The organism is Lentilitoribacter sp. EG35 (assembly GCF_040784015.1).
Classification (GTDB): Bacteria; Pseudomonadota; Alphaproteobacteria; order Rhizobiales; family Rhizobiaceae; genus Lentilitoribacter.
Genome location: NZ_JBFNGQ010000002.1, coordinates 204,928 through 229,128 on the forward strand (window position 1 = coordinate 204,928; position 24,201 = coordinate 229,128).

The window sequence follows — 24,201 nt, forward strand, 5'->3', positions numbered from 1 at the left end:
TTTTAGGAACACCCACCATGTCACAGTTGGAAAACAAACGTCACTTTTTGGATCTAGCAGATATTGATGCCAGCGAGCTTCGCTGCATGATTGAACAGGCTAAAACGACAAAGAAGAAACTTGCAGATGGTGGTGTACATAAGCCACTTGCAGGCAAAGTGCTGGCGATGATTTTTGAAAAACCATCGACAAGAACACGCGTCTCCTTTGATGTAGGCATGCGACAGCTCGGTGGCGAAACAATTATACTATCCGGCCAGGAAATGCAGCTCGGTTCATCTGAAACAATGGCGGATACTGCTAGAGTTTTATCTCGCTATGTTGACATTATTATGATCCGCACGATGGAACATGACCGTCTTTTGGAACTTGCAAAACATGCGACAGTTCCTGTGATCAATGCGCTAACAGATGATACACACCCATGTCAGATCATGGCAGACATTCAGACATATGAAGAACACCGCGGCCCAATTACCGGCAAAACACTCTCATGGGTGGGTGATGGTAATAATGTAACACATTCACTCCTCGAAGGAGCGGCACAATTGGGTTACAATATGAATATTGGTACGCCAAAAGGTTCTGAACCAGAACAAAAATATGTCGACTTCGCGCGTGCTAAAGGCGTTACGATCAACCTTAGTCATGACGCTGTTGAAACGGTCACTGGCACTGACTGCGTGATCACAGATAAATGGGTGTCTATGAACCAGGAACATAAAGCACAAGGTCATAATGTTTTTCAGCCATTTCAGGTGAACGAAGAACTCATGTCTCATGCAAATCCTGATGCACTCTTTATGCATTGCCTACCTGCTAAACGGGGTGAGGATGTTACGGATGCAGTGATTGATGGTCCGCAGTCGGTGGTCTTTGATGAGGCAGAAAACCGAATGCATGCGCAAAAGGCCATCATCGAATGGTGTATGGGCGTTCTATAGGAACGCTTATAATGAGAACTCCTCTTGTCATTGAAAATACAAGATGAAAGCTCCACATAAAGATCTTCACTAATTGGCAATTTTTTTGACGAGCAAAACACATGGAATCTTTTGAACAACATACAGACGACTTGAAATTATCTGGTGATGATCACGTCGTCCCGTTTCAGGTAGAAGGGCTTGATGTTCGCGGCCGCGTGGTACAGCTCGGGCCAATGCTCGATCAAATTTTAAGCAGACATAATTACCCAGACTTAGTGGCACAGTTGCTAGCAGAAGCTGCTGTCTTAACTGTACTTTTGGGCACATCGTTAAAATTTGAAGGACGCCTTATTCTACAAACCAAGGGCGATGGCCCCGTTGAACTGTTGGTTGCCGATTTTCAAGCGCCAGATGCGTTGCGTGCTTACGCGCAATTTGACCAAGCCAAGCTGGATTTAGCAATCGCCGATGGTATGAACCAGCCACATCAGTTGCTCGGCAAAGGCGTTATGGCATTTACCATTGATCAAGGCGCCCACATGCAGCGTTATCAAGGAATTGTAGAGATGAAAGGGGAAACTCTGTCTGATATGGCAGAAACTTATTTTCGCCAATCTGAACAAATTCCAACAGAAATAAAGCTCGGTATTGCCGAACTTATTACAAAAGAGGAAGATGCCACATCGCAACATCAATGGCGCGCTGGGGGTTTACTCATGCAATTCTTACCCCACTCACCAGATCGAATGCGCCAAGCTGATCTTCCTGGTGGCGATGTACCTCATGGTTCGCAAGAGGCCTCTCATGCTGAAGATGATGTTTGGGTCGAGGCAAAAGCACTACTCCAAACTGTGAAAGCAAATGAGCTAACAGATCCACAAATAGGGTCTGAACGGCTGCTATATCGTCTTTTCCATGAGCGAGGAGTTCGAATTTATGACGCGCAAAAAGTAGATGATAGATGTAGCTGTTCTCGTGAGAAACTGTTCGGCGTATTGTCAAAAATGGAACCGGATGAACTCCAAGAAACTGCAATTGATGGTAAGATCTCGGTCGTGTGCGAATTTTGCTCTACCGAGCACGCCTTCACCATGTCCGATTTCTAGATTAACAAAGCGCCGTTAGATAAATTATCTCATGAAGATACCTTTAACTCATCTCTTTTGGGTGAGTTTGCGTATTCAATAATGAAGCCATGTCTGATCGAACATGAACAATTGTTAACTTGCAAATCCTGATCGATACACGGCATACTTGGTTAGTAGTGGATCTTAACATGCTGGATAAGCCAATTTCTGAAACCGTAGAGACAAAGCCCGCTCTTGACGAACCAATTCAAGATGTAACAAAGGCTAGGCGCTCGCCTTTTATGGTCGCCACTAGAGCAATCATACAATTCATATTGATGGGTGCGGTTTTATTTGGCTCATATTTTGCCATGGAACGTTTAATTTCTGGTCGTGAAGAGCCGGGGAAAAGACCTTTCACACGGCAAGCCTTAACCGTTGAAACCAGAAATGTTACCATCCAAGATCATCGTCCGACAGTACTCGTATATGGCGAGGTCGAGACAGCAGCTAAAATTGACATGCGCCCCTTGGTTGGTGGTGAGATTATAGATGTAAATCCAAACCTATCCGCTGGCGTTCGTATTAACAAAGGCGACCTTTTAGTCGAAATTGATCGATTTAATTATGAAGGTGCAGTGCTTGAGGCGAAAGCAAACCTCACTCAAGTAGAGGGTGCCATTCGTGAGATTGAAGCAAGGCTTGCATCGGAAAAAGACCAACTTAAATCATCCAATGAGCAACTTAATCTTGCACGTGCCGATCTAACTCGCGCACAATCTTTGTCACAATCGGGCACGTTGACCAAAAAGCAAGTAGATGACCGGATGCTGATTGTCTCGCAACGTGAGCAATCCGTCGGTCTACGCCGTAACAATATTATTATTGCAGAAGCGCAACGTGAACAACAACTCGCAAACACCGAACGATTGAAATGGAAGCTTCGTGAGGCTGAACGCAAACTGGAAAACACGAAATTATTCGCACCATTTGGCGGAATCATCTCCAACTCTGATGCAGAAATCGGTCGTTCAGTTAGCAGTAACGATATTATTGCATCTATTTATGATGACAAATCTCTGGAGGTACGATTTACCCTCACAAATGCCCAATATGGACGGATGGCTATCGATAGCGACCAGCTTATCGGGCGCAAAGTAGCAATCGACTGGACGATCGGCGAGACAAACTATGAATATAGCGGCACAATTAATCGCATCGGAGCAACAGTTGCTGCCGACCGAGGCGGTGTTGAAGTTGTAGCGCGTATTGATCCGGTTAGCCACGCTGTTCAACTTCGTCCTGGCGCATTTGTTGAGATTGTAGTGCCTGATAAACTTTACAGCTCTTCAATCAATGTTCCGGAAACATCGATCTACGATCAATCGTACGTTTTTGTTGTCAAAGACGATAAACTTGCACGACGAGATATCGAAATACTCGCCTTTGATGGCAGTAATGCAATTGTTTCATCTAAGAAAGGCGGCGAGCAGATTAATGACGGGGACCAACTACTAATTACCCGGCTTACCGAGGCGAATGACGGCATACCCGTTCAAGCCCCAGGAAAAGGCCGTTTTTCTGATGGCAATAAAAAGCAGACGAGTAACAAGAAAAAACATGACGGGGATGAACGTTTACCTCGCAAGAAGGCGACAGCTAACGGAACAGATAGTTAGATGAACTTCCAAGCCAAGCAAACAGAAGCTGTAAAAAATGGGTGGGCCGGGCTGATCAGCACGTTTATTCGTCACCCAAATGCCGCCAACCTTCTAATGGTGTTGATGATTATCTTTGGTGCCTTTGCCATCGCCAAGATCAATACACAGTTCTTCCCGACAGTCGACCGTCCGAATATTGGCGTCTATATCAGCTGGCCGGGGGCAAGCGCACAAGATGTTGAAGTCAACGTGCTAGCAGTTGCGGAACCAGAATTACGCTTCATCAATGGTGTTGAACGAATGACATCTACCGCATCTGAAGGCAATGGCGCTATCACGTTAGAATTCGCAGAAGGGGCCAATATGCAGGAAGCCCTTTCTGAGGTTGAAGCTGCGGCAAAAGCCATTGGCAATTTACCGGAAGATGCAGAAACACCCGAAGTTCGTCGCTCTCAATTTTTCGATGCCGTTGCACGGCTATCGATAAGCGGTTCCGCATCTGAAAGCGTTAAACGCGACTGGGCAAAACGCGTCCGTGATGATCTCATCGATCGTGGCATCGACAAAATTAATTTCTCGGGATTGCGCGCCTCGGAGATTTCAATCACCGTGCCAGAACGCGAGTTGCGGCGGCTATCAACCACAGTGTCTGAAATTTCCAGCATCATTGGCGGCAATAGTCGCGATATTCCATCTGGCAATGTCGATGGTGATATCGAACGCCAGTTGCGAGCATTGGCCAATGCCAGAAACATAAATGGACTTCGGGATGTTGAAATTAAATCTTTCCCTACAGGAGAAAAGGTTAAACTTGGCGACATTGCAAAAATTGAAGATTCATTTAATAGCAGTGACACTCGCGGGCGCTCAGACAATTTAGCAGCGATTGAGCTAGATGTGCGCCGAGCACCATCTGCGGATACGCTAGAAACAGCTGCAATCTTGTTTGATTATATCGAAGAAATTCGACCACAGTTGCCAGATAATATCGAATTAAAAACTTACCGCGTATCATCGGAAGCACTGTCAGAACGAATATTGCTTTTGGTCAAGAATGCGGCGGGCGGCTTACTTATCGTCGTCCTCACACTGTTTATTTTCCTCAACGCACGCATCGCTTTCTGGGTTGCTGCAGGAATTCCTATTGCGCTTTTAGCGACCATCGGATTTATGCTGGTCATCGGACAGACCATTAATATGATCACACTGTTTACCTTGATCATGATGCTTGGCATTATTGTCGATGACGCAATCGTGGTTGGAGAGCACACCAACACCAGATTGGAAGCGGGAGATGACAATATAACCGCGGCAGAAAATGGCGTCGGCATGATGATGACACCGGTGATGGCAGCAATGCTGACCACCCTTGCAGCATTTAGCCCGATCCTTCTGATCAATGACACTATTGGTCAAATCATGGGTGTGCTCCCCTACGTAGTGATAGCAGTGCTCATTGCAAGTTTGATTGAGTGCTTTTTAATTCTACCAGGACATTTGGCTCATTCACTTAGAACAAAAAAAATCGTTCGCTGGTCCTATTGGCGTCAGTTCTTCATCGCGTTGATTATGACACTAACGCTGGCAGCTATTTTAAACAGACTAAGCATAGGTGCCGATAAATCAGCGTCTCCATTATTGGCTCAATTGGCTGACATGCCGTCGTTCATGAGAGCTGCTCTCGCAGCGCTATCAGCCCTTACTTTTGCAACCATTATTGAGTTTATCTTCATCAAGCTCCTGCGCCCATTCATAACATTCACTTTAACTTCGTTGGGATGTTTGATACTTGCGAATATCTATTCATCGTTAGCTTCTGGATCTGGTGAATTTGAAAATATACGCTCATTTATTGGCAGCCTAATTACAATTCCGAATATTAATTTAATGGTTGCTGGTATCGTGACCGCAGTCATTATCGTGCTGTTCAGCGAGATATCTGTTCGACGTAAAGAAAGCAAAATGTCAGCAGAAGAATTGGAAGCTCAAAGGCTGGGCGATGGTTGGTTCCGCCGAAACTTTGATGCTCGTTTTAATTGGTTCCGCGACAATCCATTTCACTGGCTGGTGCGCCTATCCTATAATTGGCGATATGTGACCATTGCTTTTTCTGCTGGCCTCGTCATGGTTTTGGCTGTCGGGCTAATTAAAAGTGGGAAAGTAGAATTTGTATTCTTCCCGTCCCCGGAAGCAGAAAATATTACTGGTATTGTTGTTTTCAATGCTGGCCTGCCGGAGGATCAGGCTCTCAAAGCCATCGAAACATATGAAAAGTCGCTTCGCGATGCGGATGACAAATTAACTGATGAAAACGAGCAGCTTGTCAGCGCTATATTCACAACATTTGGTGCATCCAATAGAAACGGGGCTGTACAGGCAAGAATAAATGTTCAGTTAACAGCATCAGAGTTTCGCTCAGTTAGGACAAATGACATTGTGAGCGCGTGGCGCAGGGAAGCTCCACGTATTGCTGGCATCCAACGTTTCTCAGTTGCTCAATCTCGCGGAGGCCCTCCCGGACGAGATGTTGAGGTTCGCTTACAGGGAGATAGTTCAGAACAGCTCAAAGCGGCAGCCAATGATGTCGCACAACTTCTCTCAACGCTAGAAGGTGTATCGGGTGTTGAGGATAATTTACCTTACGGAAAACCAGAACTTGTTATGCAACTTACGCCATTTGGTTCCGCACTGGGGTTCTCCATCGATAATGTTGGTCGGCAGATTAGAAATTCATTTGAAGGTAATGTCCCATTCCGATTTGCACGCGGCGATGATGAAGTAACGGTTCGTGTCAGTGCTGAACTGCGCGAAAGCGGGCTGGCAGCATTACGAAACCTTTCCCTTAAAGGCCCATCTGGCCAATTCGTGCCGTTAACTGAAATTGTTGATCTTAGTGAGCGACAGGGCTTTGCATCCATAAAGCGCCGCGATGGCAAAACCACGATTTCTGTTTCAGGTGATATTGATAATAATGTCTCCACAACGGACAAAGTAACCGAAACGCTTACATCTGCCGGCGAGCTTGCATCAATTGCCGCCAAACATGGCGTTACGTATAGCTTTGGTGGGCGCTCAGAGGAACAAAAGAACGCGTTTTCAGATCTCCGCCTTGGCGCCATCATTGCCATCATTGTGATTTATATCATCTTAGCTTGGTTCTTTGGCAGCTATTGGCAGCCTCTTGCTGTGATGATGATCATCCCATTTGGTATTGTCGGAGCCGTATTTGGTCACTGGTTGATGGGATTCAAACTCACGATTTTATCATTCATAGGCCTGCTTGGCTTATCCGGTATTTTGGTCAACGACTCCATTATCTTAGTTGCTCGCCTCAATGAGCGATTACGAGAAGGTGTAAATCAAGCAGAAGCTGCTATTGGTGCCAGCCTTGATCGCCTGCGCGCTGTGATGCTGACATCACTCACAACTATTGGCGGATTACTGCCGCTATTATTTGAAACAAGCCGACAAGCACAATTCCTCCTGCCAATGGCAATTACAATCGTGTTTGGTCTTGCACTTTCAACATTCCTCGTTCTGTTTCTCGTGCCTGCCCTCGTTGGTGTGGGTAACGATATAAGAACAGTTTTCGCGGCTATATTTGGTCAAATTCGAGAAAATTCACCGAATAAGGCCACAACATCAAATCCACCAGCGGAGTAAATTTGGGATCAAATTGTCAAGATGGAATGATCTGAAAACGATCTACATCCACCATACCCATATCGGTAATTTTCAGATGCGGAATAACTGGGAGTGCAAGAAATGCCAATTGTAAAAACGGTTCTTCAAGCGTGACGCCCAACCCTTTTGCAGCAGCGCGAAGCGTGATCAATTGATCTCGTACATGTTCAAACGGCTCAAGGCTCATGAGACCTGCAATAGGTAACGCAACTTCTGCCAGCACCTCGCCACCATCAACAACAACAAAACCACCTTCAATCTCACGAAGACGATTTGCGGCCAAAGCCATATCACCATCATCCACGCCGACGACTGCTATATTGTGATGATCGTGGCAAACAGTGGATGCGATTGCACCGCTCTGCAAACCAAATCCGTTTACAAAACCAGTGCCAACATTTCCATTTTTCCCATGCCGTTCGATGATCGAAATTTTAATTATATCTCGACCTAGATCAGCATTGGCCTCTGGTCTTCCATCTAACACTTCGGATCTTATATGCTGTGTAATAATTTTGCCGGGAACAATACCGATTACGTGTGCCTCGTTCCCACCAGATTTAATGTGTAAATCTCGCGCTGTTATATCTCGTGAACGGACACTATCACGACCAATGGGCGGTATAGTTTCTCGCGTAGCAAATAGCGCATTATCAACCTTACGACCCGCGCTATAGACATCTGAAATATCGCATTCATTTAAATCACTTATAATCACCAAATCAGCACGCCAACCAGGTGCCACAAGACCACGATCTTTTAAGCCATATGCTCGCGCCGCTGAAATTGAAGCAGCACGATACATCGCAAGCGGGTCGGCGCCAAGTTTAATGGCGGTTCTGATCATATAATCAAGATGGCCTTGCTCTGCGATATCAAGCGGATTTCTGTCATCTGTACACAATGCAATGAATGGCGAATTTCGTTCGGTGATAATTGGGGCTAGCGCATGCAGGTCTTTTGATACTGAGCCTTCACGCACTAAAATATGCATACCCTTGCGAAGCTTCTCCATTGCTTCATCAGCTGTCGTTGTCTCATGGTCTGTCGATATTCCGGCGGCTAGATATCCATTTATATCATGACCTCTGACCAAGGGTGCATGCCCGTCAATATGGCGGCCAGCAAAGGCTTCTAATTTATCAAGGCACTCCTCATCTTTATTTAAAACACCGGGATAATTCATAAATTCAGCTAGGCCGATGACCTTGGGATGATCCATCAACGGTGTTAGGTCTTTTGCCTCTAATCGCGCACCGGATGTTTCCATCTGTGTTGCAGGCACACAACTGGAAAGTTGAACACGCACATCCATAATTGTACGTTCGGCACATTTGAGGAAATATTCTATACCTTCGATACCCAGTACATTGGCTATTTCGTGCGGATCACAAAGTGCTGTCGTCACACCGTAAGGCAAAACACAACGATCAAATTCAAATGGTGTTACCATCGAAGATTCAATGTGTAGATGCGTATCAATGAAACCCGGAACGACTATTTTCCCGTCAAGATCAACTTCTTCAACACCTTCATAATCTTCACAAGTACCCACGATCATATCACCGCAAATGGCAATATCACTTTCAACCAATTCGCCCGTGACTAAATCAAAAAAGCGACCGTTTTTTAAAACCAAGTCAGCTTTTTCTGTTCCACGTCCTTGATCAATCCGTTTGGAAATTATTTCCCTTATCATTTAATGCCTATCTGCAACTTTTATCTTTTGTTGGAATACAACTCGAACCTTTCCCCAATCAACCCAGATTATGTTCTCCAAAAACTGGGCAGGAAAATGACAAGAAGTGTGAAGAGTTCGAGACGTCCGAGCAACATGCCGATGGATAAAAGCCACTTTGCCGTATCGCTTAAGCTTGCATAATTGCCAGTCGGACCGATGGTGCTGCCTAAACCTGGACCAACATTGGCGATAGCCGTCCCTGCCCCCGAAAGTGCCGTTGTGGTATCTAGCCCACAAAGTTTAAGACCCAATGCGAGTGCGAAAAAAGACACCATGAATAAAAAGAAGAACGCCATAACCGAGGCAATAACTTGTTGTTGAATGGGCCTACCATTGAATCGTGGTCTGAAAATACCGCTCGGATACATTACCTGATTGAGATGCTGTTTTACTGCTTGGAACAGCACCTGAAACCGAAACACTTTAATGCCGCAGGATGTCGATCCGGCGCAACCGCCCACAAACATAATAAGAAAGAAAAAACTTACAGCAAATGCGCCCCAACTATCGTAACCAGTCGTCGAATAGCCTGTACCGGTGACAACAGACACAACATTGAAGGCCGCAAACCTAAGAGCATTTGCGCCTTGATGCTCTCCACTCGCTACTGCCATGAACCATGCCATAAAAATGGCTATAAACAGAAATACGCCAAACACGCGAACTTGCGAGTCCTGCCAAAGTGGTTTGAACCGCCCTTGGATCATTTGCACATAGAGGATAAATGGTATCGAACCTAAGATCATAAATATGATCGCAACACCTTCTATCGAGGCACTATTGAAGTGCCCCATAGATGCATCTTTTGTTGAAAAACCACCAGTCGCAACTGTTGTCATCGCATGGATAACAGCATCGTCAACAGCCATGCCAGCCGCAATATAAAGCACGGCACAAAGACCTGTTATCGCAATAAAGACCAATGTGATTGAAGATGAGATTTGTGTTGTTCGTGGTAGGATTTTTTCTGCCGTATCGAATGCCTCAGCTTTAAACAGCTGCATACCACCAATTTGCAACATTGGGAAAACGGCAATCGCCATCACAATGATCCCAAGACCACCAAGCCATTGAAGAAGGCCGCGCCAAAACAAAATGCCAGGAGGGGCATTATCAAGATCATCAATTACGGTAGCGCCCGTTGTGGTAAGGCCAGACATGGATTCAAAAAAGGCGTCAGTATAAGTATCAACGACACCGGACCAAACAAATGGCAATGCCCCAAAAGCCACCAACGCAAGCCAAGAACATACTGTCATCAAAAGCGCTTGTCGCGTTGATAACCCCTTTGGAATGCCTCTGGTGGAGATAAACATCAAAAGCCCGACAAGTATTGTAAGCCCAGATGTAATGGCAAAAATTTGCCAGTCCGAACTGCCAACAATAAGATCTACGAGCGCGGGTAGCAACATTGACACACCCAGCGCCGTGATTAATACGCCGGTCACCAATGCGACAGGTCTAAGATCTATAAGACCGATCAATTCAAAACTCTCTGTATATCGGGCCGATCTAATGAGAAGGCCGGAATTTCTGCATCGAACACCAGACCTGCATCTGTTTTAAATTGATAACGCCCGAGCATAATCCCAGAAGGGGTATCAAGCGGGCAACCGGATGAGTATTGATATGAAGCACCCGGCTCTAAAAATGGCTCTTCCCCCACCACACCTTTGCCGGCAACCTCATCAACATAACCATTCTCATCAGTAATATGCCAATAACGGCTTATGAGTTGAATTCTACTGGAAGAACGATTGGTTATTTTGATATGATAGCCCCAAACATATCGATCTTCATCCGGTTCAGATTGTTCATCGATATAAAATGGTTCGACTTCTACGTCTATGTCATTTGTTGTCGCCTGATACATCCGCTATCTTCAAGTCCTTTATCAACAGGCCTTATCAACCATATTGCCTTATTCTATAGCATGATGATCAGGTCAAGTCAGCAAAGGCCAATCATTTGGTGACAAATAAGTGATGAACAATGAATTGCGTATGTTGGTTAGTATCTGTATGGGAAAATAAATTAACTGAGGAAACTGATATGCTGGACGGTTCAGCGCGCAAAATAATCGACCCAATGCTGGATAGTGCAGGTCAATTTCTGGCTAAAAGAGGCATTTCGGCTGATAGTGTAACCATAGCTTCTTTCATTGTCGGGCTTATATCAGCGATCTTTATTGTCTATGGTTACCTTATTTCTGGGCTTGCGCTCTTGCTCTTGAGTCGAGTAGGCGATGGGCTAGATGGCGCGGTGGCACGACACAGCCAAACAACAGACTTTGGCGGTTTCTTGGATATCGTTCTGGACTTTGCCTTCTATGGACTAATCCCACTTGCCTTCATTATTTATGATCCAATAAACAATGCGATCGCAGGATCTCTTCTGCTCTTTTCGTTTTACATCACTGGTTCGAGTTTTCTTGCTTATTCAATTTTTGCAGAAAAATGGCAACTCAAGACGGAAGTCCGTGGTCAAAAATCTATTTACTTCACTACCGGTCTTGCCGAAGCCACCGAGACGTTCATCACGTTTGCGCTGTTTTGCATCTTCCCGGACTGGTTTTCGATCATTGCTTACATTTTTTCAGCAATCTGTATCTATACCGCCTTCTCGCGAATTATGCTGGCAAAGGCGGCGTTTGATGCAAGTAGACAAGAACAGATGCCCAACTAAAGATTATTAAGTGCTTGCTCGAAATCTTCAAGCAAATCATTCACATCTTCAATCCCAAAGGAAACACGCACAGTCCCATCGGTGATACCAAGAAGCTGTCGATCTTCTTCTGCCAAATTCTTGTGAGTTGTTGTCGCCGGGTGCGTGATTAAACTCTTCGCATCACCCAAATTATTGGAGATGCTAATAACATCCAGTGCATCCTGCATTTTAAATGCTGCATTCTTACCGCGCTTTAATTCAAAGGCCACCAATGTGGACCCACCCGTCATTTGCTTGGCAATAATATCTGCCTGAGGATGATCTGCTCGTCCTGGATAGATAACACGTGAAATAGCATTATGCTCCGCCAAGAAATCGGCCACCGCTTTTGCATTTCGCGTTTGTTCATTGACCCTTAATGACAAGGTCTCAAGCCCTTTTAGCATTGTCCACGCATTAAACGGTGACATGGAAGGTCCAGTATGACGATAGTAATCTTGCAACGTCTCATTGATCCATTCGGAATCTGACAGAATAATTCCACCCAAGCAACGGCCTTGGCCATCGACATGTTTTGTCGTCGAATAAACCACAATGTGCGCGCCTAAGTCTAAAGGCTTCTGGAAAAGTGGAGTTGCAAAAACATTGTCGACAACAAGCTTTGCGCCGCACTGATTGGCCAGCTTAGCAACGCCAGCAATATCGATTACTTCCAGTGTCGGATTTGTTGGGCTTTCCAAAAACATCACTTTGGTGTTTGGACGAATAGCTTCTTCCCATTTTTTGAGGTCCGTGCCATCAACCAGAGTTGTCTCAATGCCATATTTCGGCATTAGTTTTTCAATTACCCAACGACAAGACCCAAATAGTGCACGGGCGGCAACAACATGATCACCAGCCTCAACCTGACACATAAGCGCTGCAGTAACAGCTGCCATACCGGAAGCGGTTGCACGGCCTTCCTCTGCACCTTCGAGTATGCACATCCGTTCTTCAAACATGGAAACGGTAGGGTTGGCATAGCGGGAATAAATATACCCGTCTTCTTCACCTAAAAAACGTGCTTCGGCCGAACTCGAACTATCATACAAATAGCCTTGTGTTAGATAAAGGGCTTCAGATGTTTCACCAAATTGCGAACGGGTTGTACCAGCATGAACAAGCTTCGTTGCATCGCGATAAGATTTTTTTTCAGTCATGTTACTTCCAAACAAACTAGCCAAGCAGAAAAACTCAGGCAAAATAAAACCGACTTGCACAAGCCAGCCGGTCAAACGTCAAAAGAGTTCTTAAACGCACGACCTTTTAGCTAGTTATTTAAAGTGGCTGCAAGCCGGTCGGCCAAATCACCACGGGATAACGAGCAATTATCACGATCCTCGACTTGCGTCAATTCGCATGAACTGCCAGAAAAAAGCAAACGATGGATAAGTGAGATGGCTGAAACCTTGAGCAATAACGGACGTCAGACAGGAATTTTGTCAGATAGACTGATTTCAGAATTATTTGACCAAGGCCGCCTGGCGAGTCAAAAGCCTCTGGATTCTGACCAAATACAACCTGCAAGTCTTGATCTTCGTTTAGGCGCTAAAGCTTATCGCGTGCGAGCAAGTTTTTTGCCAGGCCCCAATAGTACGGTTGAAAAAAAGCTCGATCGGTTAAAGCTTCACGAGATTGATCTTACCAATGGCGCTGTGCTTGAAACCGGATGTGTTTATATCGTGCCGCTACTTGAAAGCATCAATCTACCAGAAACGATATCCGCATCTGCCAATCCCAAAAGCTCAACTGGGCGGCTAGATATTTTTACCCGCGTTATGACTGATTACGGGCCGGAGTTTGATAAAATCATCGCGGGATACAATGGCCCGCTATGGATGGAGGTTAGTCCTCGCACATTTCCCATTGTTGCCCGTACTGGATCACGTCTTTCGCAAGTTCGTTTTCGTACAGGCAATGCGCTGTTAAGCGAAGATGATGTTCGCGCGCTTCATGATGCCGAAACACTCATTCATGCGGATGCGCCAAATATATCGGGCGGCGGCATCGGCATGTCTATCGACCTACAAGGTGATGGTGAAGGTTCTCTTGTTGGCTATCGTGGCAAGCATCATACAAGCGTTGTTGATGTAGACATAAAAGCAGCACATGATGTGTTTGATTTTTGGGAACCAATTTATAATCGCGGTGTGCCAGAGCTTATCCTCGATCCTGATGAATTTTACATTCTTGCTTCGCAAGAAGCCGTGCACGTTCCGCCGTTATATGCCGCTGAAATGACCCCGTTTGATCCACTCGTTGGAGAATTTCGTGTTCACTATGCAGGTTTCTTTGACCCTGGATTTGGCAATAGCTTAGCTGGGGGAACTGGCAGCCGCGCCGTGCTTGAAGTTCGCAGTCATGAAGTTCCATTTATTCTGGAACATGGGCAAATTGTTGGGCGTCTTGTCTATGAGCATATGCAGGAAAAACCACAGGCACTATACGGTGCTGATTTGAAGTCCAATTATCAGGCGCAGGGCCTCAAACTTTCCAAGCATTTTCGCTAGGCTGCGCGCGCAAGTATTTGATTAAGTTTACATCTCCAACTCAAATATCTTGAAAAATCTCCGAGAATATGCGCCAATTACACTTAACCGATAACAATAACGCGGCGTTTTGCCCAATGAGTGAGTGATATGAGTAATGAATCCCGAGCTGTGACGCTTGAAATCAACGGCAAACAACGTGAATTTGATATTGACAATCCTGAACTTCCTAATTGGTTAGACGAAGATGCATTCTCATCGGGTGATTATCCATATGATAAGAAGTTGAAATGGAAACAATACGAAGAAACAATAGAAGCTCTACAGGTAGAACTTGTCAAAGTACAAGCATGGCTTAAGGAAAGCGATAATAGAGTTATCTCAGTTTTTGAGGGCAGAGATGCGGCAGGTAAAGGCGGCTCGATTAATGCTGTAAAGCAATATATGAACCACCGAACCGTTCGTTCTGTAGCACTACCAAAACCGACTGAGCGCGAACGTGGCGAATGGTATTATCAACGCTACGTATCACACTTTCCGACATCCGGCGAGATGGTGCTTTATGATCGTTCTTGGTATAATCGGGCCGGTGTTGAGCCGGTTATGGGATTTTGCACGCCAGAGCAACATGCCAACTTTTTACAAGACACACCACTATTTGAAAAAATGATATCGGATGAAGGTATTTATTTCTTTAAATTCTGGCTTAATATTGGTCGCGAAATGCAACTCAAACGCTTTCATGATCGCCGTCACAATCCTCTCAAAATATGGAAGCTTTCGCCGATGGATATTGCAAGCTTTGATAAGTGGGACGACTACACAAAAAAACGTGATCTCATGCTATCGACCACGCATTCCGAACTGGCACCCTGGACAGTGGTGAAAGCTAATGACAAGCGTCGCGCACGCATAAACATTATCCGAACCATTTTAACGGCTTTGCCGTATACGGGTAAGGATGGAGACGTGATCGGTGAGATTGACAATAAAATAGCTGGACACGGCCTCGGTTTCGTGGAGGACTAAAAAGGGTCAGACCATCTACTTGGGAGGTAAAATGGTCAGAAGTGAACAAAAACATATTTGGTTAAACGCCTATCCGGAGGATGTACCTGCGGAGATCGGACCGTTGGAACATGACTCAATTGGCGCTTTTTTTGAAGATGCCTTTGAAAAAAACGGGAACGCGCTTGCTCATACATGTATGGGTAAATCCATCTCATATAAAGAATGGGGCGATACATCCGCTGCGATGGCAGGCTGGCTTCATTCATTAGGCCTTCAAGAAGGCGCTCGAGTTGCGATCATGCTTCCCAATATTCTACAAACGCCAATTATCATCGCGGCGGTTTTGCGTGCTGGTTTTACGTTGACATGCATCAATCCTTTATACACACCACGCGAGGTTAGAAATCAGCTTGTTGATTCAGGTGCTAAAACCATCATTCTTTTGGAAAATTTCGCACATACACTTGAAAAAGTACTGAGTGAGACGAGCGTCAAACATATTTGCATCACGAGAATGGGTGATATGTTTCATGGGCAAACGCTGGGTCTAAAATCATTCATCGTAAATAATGTTGTCAGACACATCAAAAAGATGGTGCCAAACTATTCGCTTCCCTCAGCTACCAGCTATACTGATGCATTGACAATCGGCTTCGCTCGCTCTTTTACACCGTTTAAGCGAAGTCACGATGATCTGGCTGTGCTTCAATATACTGGCGGCACGACAGGCATACCAAAAGCTGCCATGATTTCTCACGCAAATGTACTTTCAAATGCAGAGCAATCTGCTGTTTGGATTGATAGCGGTGTGAAGGGAAAGGCAATGCCGTCACAGCTGACTTTCCTCTGTGCTTTGCCTTTGTTTCACATTTTTTCTTTGACCGTAAACCTCATGATCTCAACACGTATCGGCGGACATAATCTGCTCATACCAAACCCCAGAGATATACCTGCTTTGATCAAAGATTTGCGTAAGCACAAGGTTCAGATATTTGGTGGATTGAACACACTTTTCAATGCACTTTTAAATAATGAAGACTTCCGAAAACTCGATTTTTCTCATGACATGATCACGGCAAGTGGCGGGATGAAAACACAAACCGCTGTGGCTAACAGATGGAGTACTGTCACAGGTTCAACGATCAAAGAATGCTATGGGCTTACGGAAACTTCTCCTGTCGTGAGCGGCAATCGTTTTGATCTTGATGTGTTCACCGGCACTATTGGACTGCCTATACCGTCAACAATCGTCGAAATTCACGATGAAAAAGGAAAAGCACTTCCTCCAGGCGAAATTGGTGAAATCTGTATTGGCGGGCCGCAAGTTATGCTTGGTTATTGGAACATGCCGGAAGAAACCGAAAAAATCATGACAAAAGACGGTATGCTCAAAACCGGTGATATTGGCTTTATGGATCAGGAAGGGCAGATCACGATCGTTGATCGCCTTAAAGATATGATCTTGGTTTCCGGCTTTAATGTATACCCCAATGAGATTGAAGACGTTGTCACTATGTTGGATGGGGTAACCGAATGCGCAGCAATTGGCATTTCAAATAAAGACGGCAACGATGACATCAAGCTCTTTGTTGTAAAAAATGATGAACGCCTCACAGACGATGATGTAAGAGCGCATTGCAAAAAGGAACTAACCAACTACAAGCGCCCCAAATTTATCGTCTTTCATGACGAGTTGCCAAAAAGCAATGTTGGCAAAATATTGCGGCGCGAACTTCGGAATATTTAAATCGATTAAATTTTTGTTTATCTAAGACAATGTTTTGTTGATTTTGTCACATTCTGACGTCATATAGGAGCGATATAACAGGAGTTAATTGTCATGAACGCACAAAGCCGCCAAATTATCGAGCAACTGAAATCCAATCTCAGTTCATCTGGTCATATGGATATGCGGCAAGCTTTTGCAAAAAATTCTGACCGCGCGTCAAAATTTACTATAAAACACGATGATTTTTTGATGGATTATTCAAAGTGCGGTATTGATGACGATATCATTGCTGAACTGATGAAAATTGCTGATGTTTCAGATGTATTTGCAAAACGCGATGCGATGTTCGCAGGCGAGAAAATTAACACTACGGAAGATCGCGCCGTATTGCACACGGCACTTCGCGCTCCACGAGACACTGAAATCATCGTGGATGGTGAGAATGTCATACCTGATATTCATGCAGTACTTGATGCTATGGGCAAGTTCTCGGACGATGTGCGCTCGGGAGACATAAGAGGTGCAACTGGAAGAGTCATTACGGACATTGTCAATATTGGTATTGGCGGATCAGACCTAGGGCCGGTTATGGCAACGCTGGCGCTCGCACCGGAGCACGATGGGCCTGTGGCACATTTTGTTTCAAACGTTGATGGCGCACATATTGCCGATACACTTGAAAAACTCTCTCCTGAAAATACGCTTGTGATTATTGCGTCAAAAACATTCACAACAATTGAAACAATGACCAACGCACAGACCGCACGAAAATGGATTTCTGATGCCTTGGGTGAAAACGCCGTTGAACATCATTTTGCAGCTGTTTCTACTGCTCTCGATAAGGTTCAAGATTTTGGTATGTCACCATCGCGTGTCTTTGGGTTTTGGGATTGGGTTGGCGGAAGATATTCGCTGTGGTCTGCAATTGGTCTTCCGATCATGATTGCAATTGGCAAAGAGAATTTCCGGGCGTTTTTAGATGGCGCTCATTCAATGGATAACCATTTTCGTGAAGCCGAGGCCAAAGACAATTTACCTGTTATGCTTGCTCTATTAGGTGTTTGGCATCGTAATGTTTGCGGTTTCACGACCCGTGCCATCTTGCCTTATGACCAGCGTTTATCCCGTTTTCCTGCCTATTTGCAGCAGCTGGATATGGAATCCAACGGTAAAGGCGTAACAACTAATGGTGAGGCTTTAGAAACATCGTCAGGGCCAATAGTTTGGGGTGAACCTGGCACCAATGGTCAGCACGCATTTTACCAGTTAATCCACCAAGGCACCGATATTATTCCGGCTGAATTTATGATTGCGGCCAATGCCTATGAAGAAGATTTGACACATCAGCACAAGCTTCTCATTGCCAATTGTTTAGCCCAATCAGAGGCTTTAATGAAAGGCCGCACATTGGAAGAAGCAACGGCACAACTTAAAGCCAAGGGAATGAATGACGAGAACGCAAAAGAAGGTGCTCCTCATCGCGTCTTTACCGGAAATCGCCCATCCATAACATTTGTTTATGATAAGCTGACACCCTTTGCGCTTGGTCGCTTGATCGCGCTTTATGAACACCGTGTTTTTGTGGAAGCCCAAATTTTTGGCATCAACGCATATGATCAATGGGGAGTGGAACTGGGTAAAGAACTTGCTACAGGCCTGCTTCCCGTTGTTGAAGGTACAGAAGATGCAAGCGGACATGATAGTTCTACAGCTGCGCTTGCAAACTATATTCAATCAAGAAGCTAACATTGAGTTGGTAAGCCGTTAAATAAATCTAGCTTTCAACATCCCAATAAAGGGGTGTCATAGGGTCAAACACTGTAACAGGTCCATCCGGTGTCGTGATTGATGCAGGAAAGACGGTAGGAATGTCTCGCTTTACTAGTGTTATCATCTCTTCATTCGCATCAAGTTGATAGTGTTTTGGTCCATTTAAACTCGAAAAGGCTTCAAGGCGATCCAATGCATTTTCATCATCAAATACTTGTGCAAGACAGGCCATCGTATTTGTGGACGTGAAGATACCTGCACAGCCACAAACATCAATCTTGGCTTTATCTAAGTGCGGGGCAGAATCTGTACCAAGAAAAAAACGTTCATCTTTTGAGGTAGCAGATTTCACAAGTGCCAGACGATGCTCTTCACGCTTAGCGACAGGCAAACAATAATAATGGGGTTTAATGCCGCCAACCAAAATTGCATTGCGGTTAATCATCAAATGATGCGTTGTAATGCTTGCACCTAATGGCCCTGTTGAGCCGGTTACATAATCAACAGCATCTGACGTGGTGATATGCTCCATTGTCACACGCAACTGCGGTAAACGCTGACGCAATGGGTCAAGCACGACTTCTATGAAGACCTTCTCACGATCAAATATATCGATGGCGGGGTCAGTTACTTCACCATGAACACATAGTGTCATACCGATCTCAGCCATACGTTCAAGAACTGGCATAATGTTCTCAAAATTTCGAACACCATTTTCAGAGTTGGTTGTCGCACCAGCCGGGTATAGTTTTGCCGCATGCACAGTTCCTGATTTGAAAGCCTGTTCCAGATCATCAGGGTCTGTGTCTTCTGTTAAATAAAGCGTCATTAACGGTTCAAAATTATCATCACTTGGAACTGCTTGCATAATTCGTTCGCGATAGGCTTTCGCCTCTTCATTCGTTACCACTGGTGGCACGAGATTGGGCATAATAATCGCACGTGCAAAATGGCGTGTGGTCTCAGGCAAAACAGCTTCCAGCATTTCACCATCACGCAAATGAAGATGCCAGTCGTCTGGCCTTTTAATTTTCAATGTCTGAACTGTCATCTGCGTTAAATCGCTCTCTTCAAGCTTTCTTGAATATATAATTCGCGAATTCTTTTTGAAATTTCGCCGGGCTTTCCATCACCAATTTGCTGTCCGTCAATCTCGACAACAGGGAACAAAAAAGTTGTCGCCGAGGTGATAAAGGCTTCATTCGCTGCTTTTGCTTCTTCAACGGTAAATTCTCGTGCTTCTACCTTAATGCCAGTTTCTTCCGCATATTGAAGGATTGCAGCGCGTGTAATGCCTGGTAAAATCGCTCTGGAAAGTGGGCGTGTCACAATGGTATTTTCGTTGGTTACGATATATGCATTGTTTGATGTGCCCTCTAGCACTACACCGTCCTTGACCAACCATGCGTCGTCGGCTCCACGTTTCTGAGCTTCCATTTTGGAGAGTGATGAATGTAGAAGTTGAACAGTTTTTATATCACAACGCCCCCAACGAAGGTCCTCAACTGTAGCGATGGAAATACCCTTCTTGGCAACAGGGTTATCAATAATACTCTTAGCCTGTGTAAATGACACAACGCTTGGTGTCATGGCACTATTATCATAGACAAAGTCTCGCTCGGCAGCTCCACGACTTACTTGAAAATAGATAAATCCCTCATCAAGATTATTCCTTTCGATAAGTGTTTTTAAGACCTCCTGGATTTCATCTCCATCGGCTTGGTATGGAATATCCAGTTCACCACAAGAGCGTTTCAGGCGATCAATATGCCCGTTAAAATCAACAAGCTTTCGACCTAGAACTGCAATCCCTTCATAAACTGCATCAGCAAACAGAAACCCGCGATCAAAAACGGATATCACAGCATCAGATTCATCCACGAATTTGCCATTTACAAAAATAGTCCGCATCTTAAATTCCTTTAGATCTGATCACTCAATAATTTGATATCTCACGTCATATAGATCAATGGAGCGACCTCCACCTGTTATATCGCTATTCAAGGCAATATGTGGAGCCGGATCAAAACTTGCCACGCCAGTCATATCCATTTCTAACATAACATTATTAAGGCCACCATTGAGTTGAAAACGCCGTCGATCAGTTTCAATACCGTTCTTAAGCTGGCACTTAACGTAAATCTGGGTTGGACTTTCTGCAAATATTGACAATGCAATTGCAAACTTTTGCGATGTAGCAGCCCTTAATTTATCAGTATCCAGTGGGATTTGTGCCTCACCAAATTCACTGGAGTTAACAGATGTAATACGAACACCACCATCACCGCCGTCATCAATTGTTTCAACCAACGCTTCACCGCGACCGCGCACATTTTCGACATCTTTATAACCAAATATCTCCGTCCAGCTGTCCAACTGATCGCCTTCGCTCGTCAATGGTTTTGGGATGAAATCTTTATCGGCAATCTGTTCTTCAGAGTTTTCGAGATTATCGCCGTTCCGCCAATCAAGAAACAATTGATAATACTCACTGTTTGAAAATAACCATATCCCGCCAAACAGAAAGATTATAAAAACTACAGATACAATTGAACCAGCAACTAGGTCTAAAAGGCTACCGCGACGCCGACGCTTTTCACGTCTTTCTTTCTTGCGAAGCTTGCGATCAGCCTTGTTGTCTGAAGCTGAACTTGCCGCCACTACTTGCTCAACTTTCAACTCATCGGGGGTATCTGACGGCGGCCTATCAATATCAATACTTTTCTCACTTACCTCGATATGGCTTCTTTCCACTGAAACATGAGGGGTCGATTGGTTCTGTGTGGGCGCTTGTACATTTGATTCAGGCCACGGCACAGTTGGTTGTGAAATACTTGGAGTTTCCAAAAGGTGAGGATCAGTATGAATTTCCGGAGAAGCCATCGAAGTGTCTGGCTCTACTTGTGGTACGAATGGTTCAGCCCCTGACCTTTCAGAGTTTGCAGTCTCAGTAATAGGAGGCGCAACATTTGGAATTGAAAAAGAAGGATCTTTTATAAGGTCATCAAGCGGTACTTTGAGATTATACTCTTGTTCGAGAATAACGATTATATCTTGCAGATTTTGTAACCGTTCGGCGACTATCTCAGGCTTTGACTGAGCAAAGGGCTCCAAACTTCTGCGCAATATTGCTTCGGTCGTATCGTATAATTTTTGACGCGTTGTTGAATCTGGATTTTCCAGCTTCGCCAAAGTATCCCGAAGTGTTTTTTCAATACCGTTCAAGCCAGCGCCCTTCCCGCAATTGCGGATCAAATTTGACGTATCTGATACACAGGACAATCAAAATTTACAACAAAGATCACACATGGAGTTGTAATCTTATAAGAACTACGACGCTTATCAATGATATTTGTAATTATTGATATCACTAACTGCAAAAATGACCGACTATTGATCGGTCATTTCAGTTGATCCCCAGTTACTAGGACTTGTTCATACGGTTTTCGATGAGGTTATCGACAACAGAAGGGTCCGCTAAGGTTGATGTATCACCCAGAGCACCAAAATCATCCTCGGCGATTTTGCGCAAAATGCGGCGCATGATTTTGCCGGAACGTGTTTTGGGAAGACCTGGCGCCCATTGCAATAGATCAGGCGATGCGATTGGTCCAATTTCTTTTCGCACCCAGTTGCGAAGCTCGAGTCGTAACTCATCAGACGGCTCTTCACCTGCATTAAGTGTCACGTAACAGTATATGCCTTGACCCTTCACATCATGAGGATACCCCACAACGGCGGCTTCAGACACTTTCGAATGAGCAACAAGCGCGCTCTCAACTTCTGCCGTTCCCATTCTATGGCCAGAAACATTGATCACATCATCGACGCGGCCAGTAATCCAATAATAACCATCTGCATCACGGCGGCACCCATCGCCAGTGAAATAATAACCTTTATAATCTGAGAAATAGGTTTGAACGAAACGCTTATGATCGCCATAAACCGTACGCATCTGGCCGGGCCAACTGTCTTTTATACACAATACGCCTTCGGCCGCTGTTTCGTGAATTTCAACACCTGATGTTGGGTCAAGAAGCACGGGCTGAACACCAAAGAATGGTGTCGTTGCCGATCCTGGCTTTGTCGATGTAGCACCTGGAAGCGGGGTAATCATATGTCCACCAGTTTCAGTTTGCCACCATGTATCAACGATCGGGCATCTCCCCTTGCCAACAACTTCGTTGTACCAATTCCAAGCTTCTGGATTTATTGGCTCACCAACGGTACCCAAAACTTTAACCGATGAGAGGTCGCATTTTTCAACAGGTTCATTACCTTGAGCCATGAGAGAGCGAATAGCTGTTGGGGCTGTGTAAAACTGATTGACTTTATGCTTTTCGCAAACTTGCCAAAAACGAGATGCATCAGGATATGTTGGCACACCTTCAAACATGAGCGTGACTGCACCATTGGCGAGCGGGCCATATACGATATAGCTATGTCCCGTTACCCAACCAACATCAGCCGTACACCAGTAAACATCACCGTCATGATAATCAAAGACATACTCGTGGGTCATCGCCGCATAGGTGAGATATCCACCTGATGTATGCAGCACACCTTTTGGCTTGCCGGTAGAACCCGATGTATACAAAATGAAAAGTGGGTCCTCAGCATTCATAGGCTCCACTGGACAATCCGCAGAGACGCTTCCTACAAGCTCTGCATAGTCGTGATCACGACCGTCTTTATTGCCCGGTCCGCCCCCGGTACGCTTAACAACAATCGTTGCAACATCACCGCAAATATCTAAAGCAGCATCAACATTCTTCTTAAGTGGAATGTTCTTACCACCGCGAGGGCCCTCATCTGCAGTAACCAATAATTTTGCACCGCTATCGTCAATACGACTTGCGAGAGCATCAGGCGAAAAACCACCAAATACAATTGAGTGAACAGCACCAATACGTGCGCAGGCCAGCATAGCATAAGCAGCTTCGGGGATCATCGGCATATAAAGTACAACGCGATCTCCCTTGCTTACACCAAGTTTTTTGTACGCATTTGAAAGGCGCGAGACCTGCTCATGTAGTTGTTTGTAAGTGATGTGCTCAGAATGGGAAGGATCATCGCCTTCCCAAATGATAGCCGTCTGGTCTCCACGTGTTTCTACGTGCCGATCCACACAATTTGCGCATACATTTAGAACACCATCTTCAAACCACTTAATCGAAACATTATCGTAATCAAATGTACTATTTTTTACTTTCGTGAATGGCTCGATCCAATCAAGACGCTTGCCAACTTCGCCCCAAAATGCATCTGGGTCTTGGACTGACGATGCATACATTTCATCATATTTTGATTTTGATATATGCGTTTCACTGACAAAATCATCTGATGGCGGATAAATTGGATCGCTCATGGTGTTCTCCCCACACTTACGTAAACTGTATTTTACTAAATAATATCGT

17 protein-coding genes and 1 riboswitch are annotated in these 24,201 nt (G+C 44.9%); of the genes, 9 read left to right on the forward strand and 8 right to left on the reverse strand.

From position 1 onward, the window contains the following. Positions 1-17 precede the first annotated feature (17 nt). The 4 genes from argF to AB2J24_RS04905 all read left to right on the forward strand — a co-directional run bounded on the left by argF (position 18) and on the right by AB2J24_RS04905 (position 7,317). Positions 18-944 carry an ornithine carbamoyltransferase gene (gene argF, locus AB2J24_RS04890; protein ID WP_162654234.1) on the forward strand — a complete coding sequence of 309 codons (927 nt, stop codon included), beginning with the start codon at positions 18-20 and terminating at the stop codon, positions 942-944. 101 nt (positions 945-1,045) lie between these two features. After that, positions 1,046-2,032 carry an Hsp33 family molecular chaperone gene (locus tag AB2J24_RS04895; RefSeq protein ID WP_367384651.1) on the forward strand — a complete coding sequence of 329 codons (987 nt, stop codon included), beginning with the start codon at positions 1,046-1,048 and terminating at the stop codon, positions 2,030-2,032. A 170-nt stretch (positions 2,033-2,202) separates the two neighbouring features. Next, on the forward strand, positions 2,203-3,672 hold the full coding sequence (locus AB2J24_RS04900; protein ID WP_367384652.1) for an efflux RND transporter periplasmic adaptor subunit: 1,470 nt from the start codon (positions 2,203-2,205) through the stop codon (positions 3,670-3,672). Continuing rightward, positions 3,673-7,317 (forward strand): efflux RND transporter permease subunit, encoded by a 3,645-nt coding sequence (locus tag AB2J24_RS04905; protein ID WP_367384653.1) that lies wholly within the window; start codon positions 3,673-3,675, stop codon positions 7,315-7,317. A gap of 16 nt (positions 7,318-7,333) precedes the next feature. Here the strand turns inward: AB2J24_RS04905 and ade are convergent, their stop codons facing one another. The 3 genes from ade to apaG all read right to left on the reverse strand — a co-directional run bounded on the left by ade (position 7,334) and on the right by apaG (position 10,952). Continuing rightward, positions 7,334-9,034, reverse strand: coding sequence for an adenine deaminase (gene ade / locus AB2J24_RS04910; RefSeq protein ID WP_420883626.1), 1,701 nt, complete (start codon positions 9,032-9,034; stop codon positions 7,334-7,336). A 71-nt stretch (positions 9,035-9,105) separates the two neighbouring features. Next, positions 9,106-10,563 carry a TrkH family potassium uptake protein gene (locus tag AB2J24_RS04915; protein ID WP_244627957.1) on the reverse strand — a complete coding sequence of 486 codons (1,458 nt, stop codon included), beginning with the start codon at positions 10,561-10,563 and terminating at the stop codon, positions 9,106-9,108. Continuing rightward, positions 10,560-10,952 (reverse strand): Co2+/Mg2+ efflux protein ApaG, encoded by a 393-nt coding sequence (apaG, locus tag AB2J24_RS04920; protein ID WP_367384655.1) that lies wholly within the window; start codon positions 10,950-10,952, stop codon positions 10,560-10,562. The genes AB2J24_RS04915 and apaG overlap by 4 nt, the downstream gene beginning before the upstream one ends. Positions 10,953-11,131: 179 nt before the next feature. On the opposite strand from apaG, the gene AB2J24_RS04925 reads away from it, so the two are divergent. Continuing rightward, positions 11,132-11,764 (forward strand): CDP-alcohol phosphatidyltransferase family protein, encoded by a 633-nt coding sequence (locus AB2J24_RS04925; RefSeq protein ID WP_367384656.1) that lies wholly within the window; start codon positions 11,132-11,134, stop codon positions 11,762-11,764. Here the strand turns inward: AB2J24_RS04925 and AB2J24_RS04930 are convergent. Further along, positions 11,761-12,945, reverse strand: a complete 1,185-nt coding sequence (locus AB2J24_RS04930) for an O-succinylhomoserine sulfhydrylase (protein WP_162654241.1) — start codon at positions 12,943-12,945, stop codon at positions 11,761-11,763. The genes AB2J24_RS04925 and AB2J24_RS04930 overlap by 4 nt on opposite strands. Before the next feature lie 86 nt (positions 12,946-13,031). Then, positions 13,032-13,109: riboswitch (SAM riboswitch) on the reverse strand. A 73-nt stretch (positions 13,110-13,182) separates the two neighbouring features. On the opposite strand from AB2J24_RS04930, the gene AB2J24_RS04935 reads away from it, so the two are divergent. From AB2J24_RS04935 to pgi, 4 genes are all read left to right on the forward strand, one after another. After that, positions 13,183-14,295: a 2'-deoxycytidine 5'-triphosphate deaminase gene (locus AB2J24_RS04935; RefSeq protein ID WP_367384657.1), complete on the forward strand. Its 1,113-nt coding sequence runs from the start codon at positions 13,183-13,185 to the stop codon at positions 14,293-14,295. 129 nt (positions 14,296-14,424) lie between these two features. Next, on the forward strand, positions 14,425-15,303 hold the full coding sequence (gene ppk2, locus AB2J24_RS04940) for a polyphosphate kinase 2 (protein ID WP_367384658.1): 879 nt from the start codon (positions 14,425-14,427) through the stop codon (positions 15,301-15,303). A gap of 31 nt (positions 15,304-15,334) precedes the next feature. Beyond that, positions 15,335-17,032, forward strand: a complete 1,698-nt coding sequence (locus tag AB2J24_RS04945; protein ID WP_367384659.1) for an AMP-binding protein — start codon at positions 15,335-15,337, stop codon at positions 17,030-17,032. A gap of 93 nt (positions 17,033-17,125) precedes the next feature. Beyond that, positions 17,126-18,760, forward strand: coding sequence for a glucose-6-phosphate isomerase (gene pgi / locus AB2J24_RS04950; protein WP_367384660.1), 1,635 nt, complete (start codon positions 17,126-17,128; stop codon positions 18,758-18,760). A 28-nt stretch (positions 18,761-18,788) separates the two neighbouring features. Here the strand turns inward: pgi and pyrC are convergent, their stop codons facing one another. The 4 genes from pyrC to acs form a co-directional block, all read right to left on the reverse strand. After that, a complete protein-coding gene (pyrC, locus tag AB2J24_RS04955) occupies positions 18,789-19,835 on the reverse strand; it encodes a dihydroorotase (RefSeq protein ID WP_367384661.1) in 1,047 nt (348 codons plus the stop codon). 5 nt (positions 19,836-19,840) lie between these two features. After that, positions 19,841-20,695: a D-amino-acid transaminase gene (locus tag AB2J24_RS04960; protein WP_367384662.1), complete on the reverse strand. Its 855-nt coding sequence runs from the start codon at positions 20,693-20,695 to the stop codon at positions 19,841-19,843. Between the two features lie 21 nt (positions 20,696-20,716). Then, the gene (locus AB2J24_RS04965; RefSeq protein ID WP_367384663.1) at positions 20,717-22,009 is read right to left on the reverse strand and encodes a hypothetical protein; all 1,293 of its coding nucleotides are present in this window, start codon (positions 22,007-22,009) and stop codon (positions 20,717-20,719) included. Between the two features lie 199 nt (positions 22,010-22,208). Further along, positions 22,209-24,152: an acetate--CoA ligase gene (gene acs, locus AB2J24_RS04970; RefSeq protein WP_367384664.1), complete on the reverse strand. Its 1,944-nt coding sequence runs from the start codon at positions 24,150-24,152 to the stop codon at positions 22,209-22,211. Positions 24,153-24,201: the final 49 nt, after the last annotated feature.

What these genes read in the sequence shown, in the direction of transcription:
- argF (WP_162654234.1), top strand. Translation starts at nt 18, where the DNA reads ATGTCACAGTTGGAAAACAAACGTCACTTTTTGGATCTAGCAGATATT.
- AB2J24_RS04895 (WP_367384651.1), top strand. Translation starts at nt 1,046, where the DNA reads ATGGAATCTTTTGAACAACATACAGACGACTTGAAATTATCTGGTGAT.
- AB2J24_RS04900 (WP_367384652.1), top strand. Translation starts at nt 2,203, where the DNA reads ATGCTGGATAAGCCAATTTCTGAAACCGTAGAGACAAAGCCCGCTCTT.
- AB2J24_RS04905 (WP_367384653.1), top strand. Translation starts at nt 3,673, where the DNA reads ATGAACTTCCAAGCCAAGCAAACAGAAGCTGTAAAAAATGGGTGGGCC.
- apaG (WP_367384655.1), bottom strand. Translation starts at nt 10,952, where the DNA reads ATGTATCAGGCGACAACAAATGACATAGACGTAGAAGTCGAACCATTT.
- AB2J24_RS04925 (WP_367384656.1), top strand. Translation starts at nt 11,132, where the DNA reads ATGCTGGACGGTTCAGCGCGCAAAATAATCGACCCAATGCTGGATAGT.
- AB2J24_RS04930 (WP_162654241.1), bottom strand. Translation starts at nt 12,945, where the DNA reads ATGACTGAAAAAAAATCTTATCGCGATGCAACGAAGCTTGTTCATGCT.
- AB2J24_RS04935 (WP_367384657.1), top strand. Translation starts at nt 13,183, where the DNA reads ATGGCTGAAACCTTGAGCAATAACGGACGTCAGACAGGAATTTTGTCA.
- ppk2 (WP_367384658.1), top strand. Translation starts at nt 14,425, where the DNA reads ATGAGTAATGAATCCCGAGCTGTGACGCTTGAAATCAACGGCAAACAA.
- AB2J24_RS04945 (WP_367384659.1), top strand. Translation starts at nt 15,335, where the DNA reads ATGGTCAGAAGTGAACAAAAACATATTTGGTTAAACGCCTATCCGGAG.
- pgi (WP_367384660.1), top strand. Translation starts at nt 17,126, where the DNA reads ATGAACGCACAAAGCCGCCAAATTATCGAGCAACTGAAATCCAATCTC.
- pyrC (WP_367384661.1), bottom strand. Translation starts at nt 19,835, where the DNA reads ATGACAGTTCAGACATTGAAAATTAAAAGGCCAGACGACTGGCATCTT.
- AB2J24_RS04960 (WP_367384662.1), bottom strand. Translation starts at nt 20,695, where the DNA reads ATGCGGACTATTTTTGTAAATGGCAAATTCGTGGATGAATCTGATGCT.
- acs (WP_367384664.1), bottom strand. Translation starts at nt 24,152, where the DNA reads ATGAGCGATCCAATTTATCCGCCATCAGATGATTTTGTCAGTGAAACG.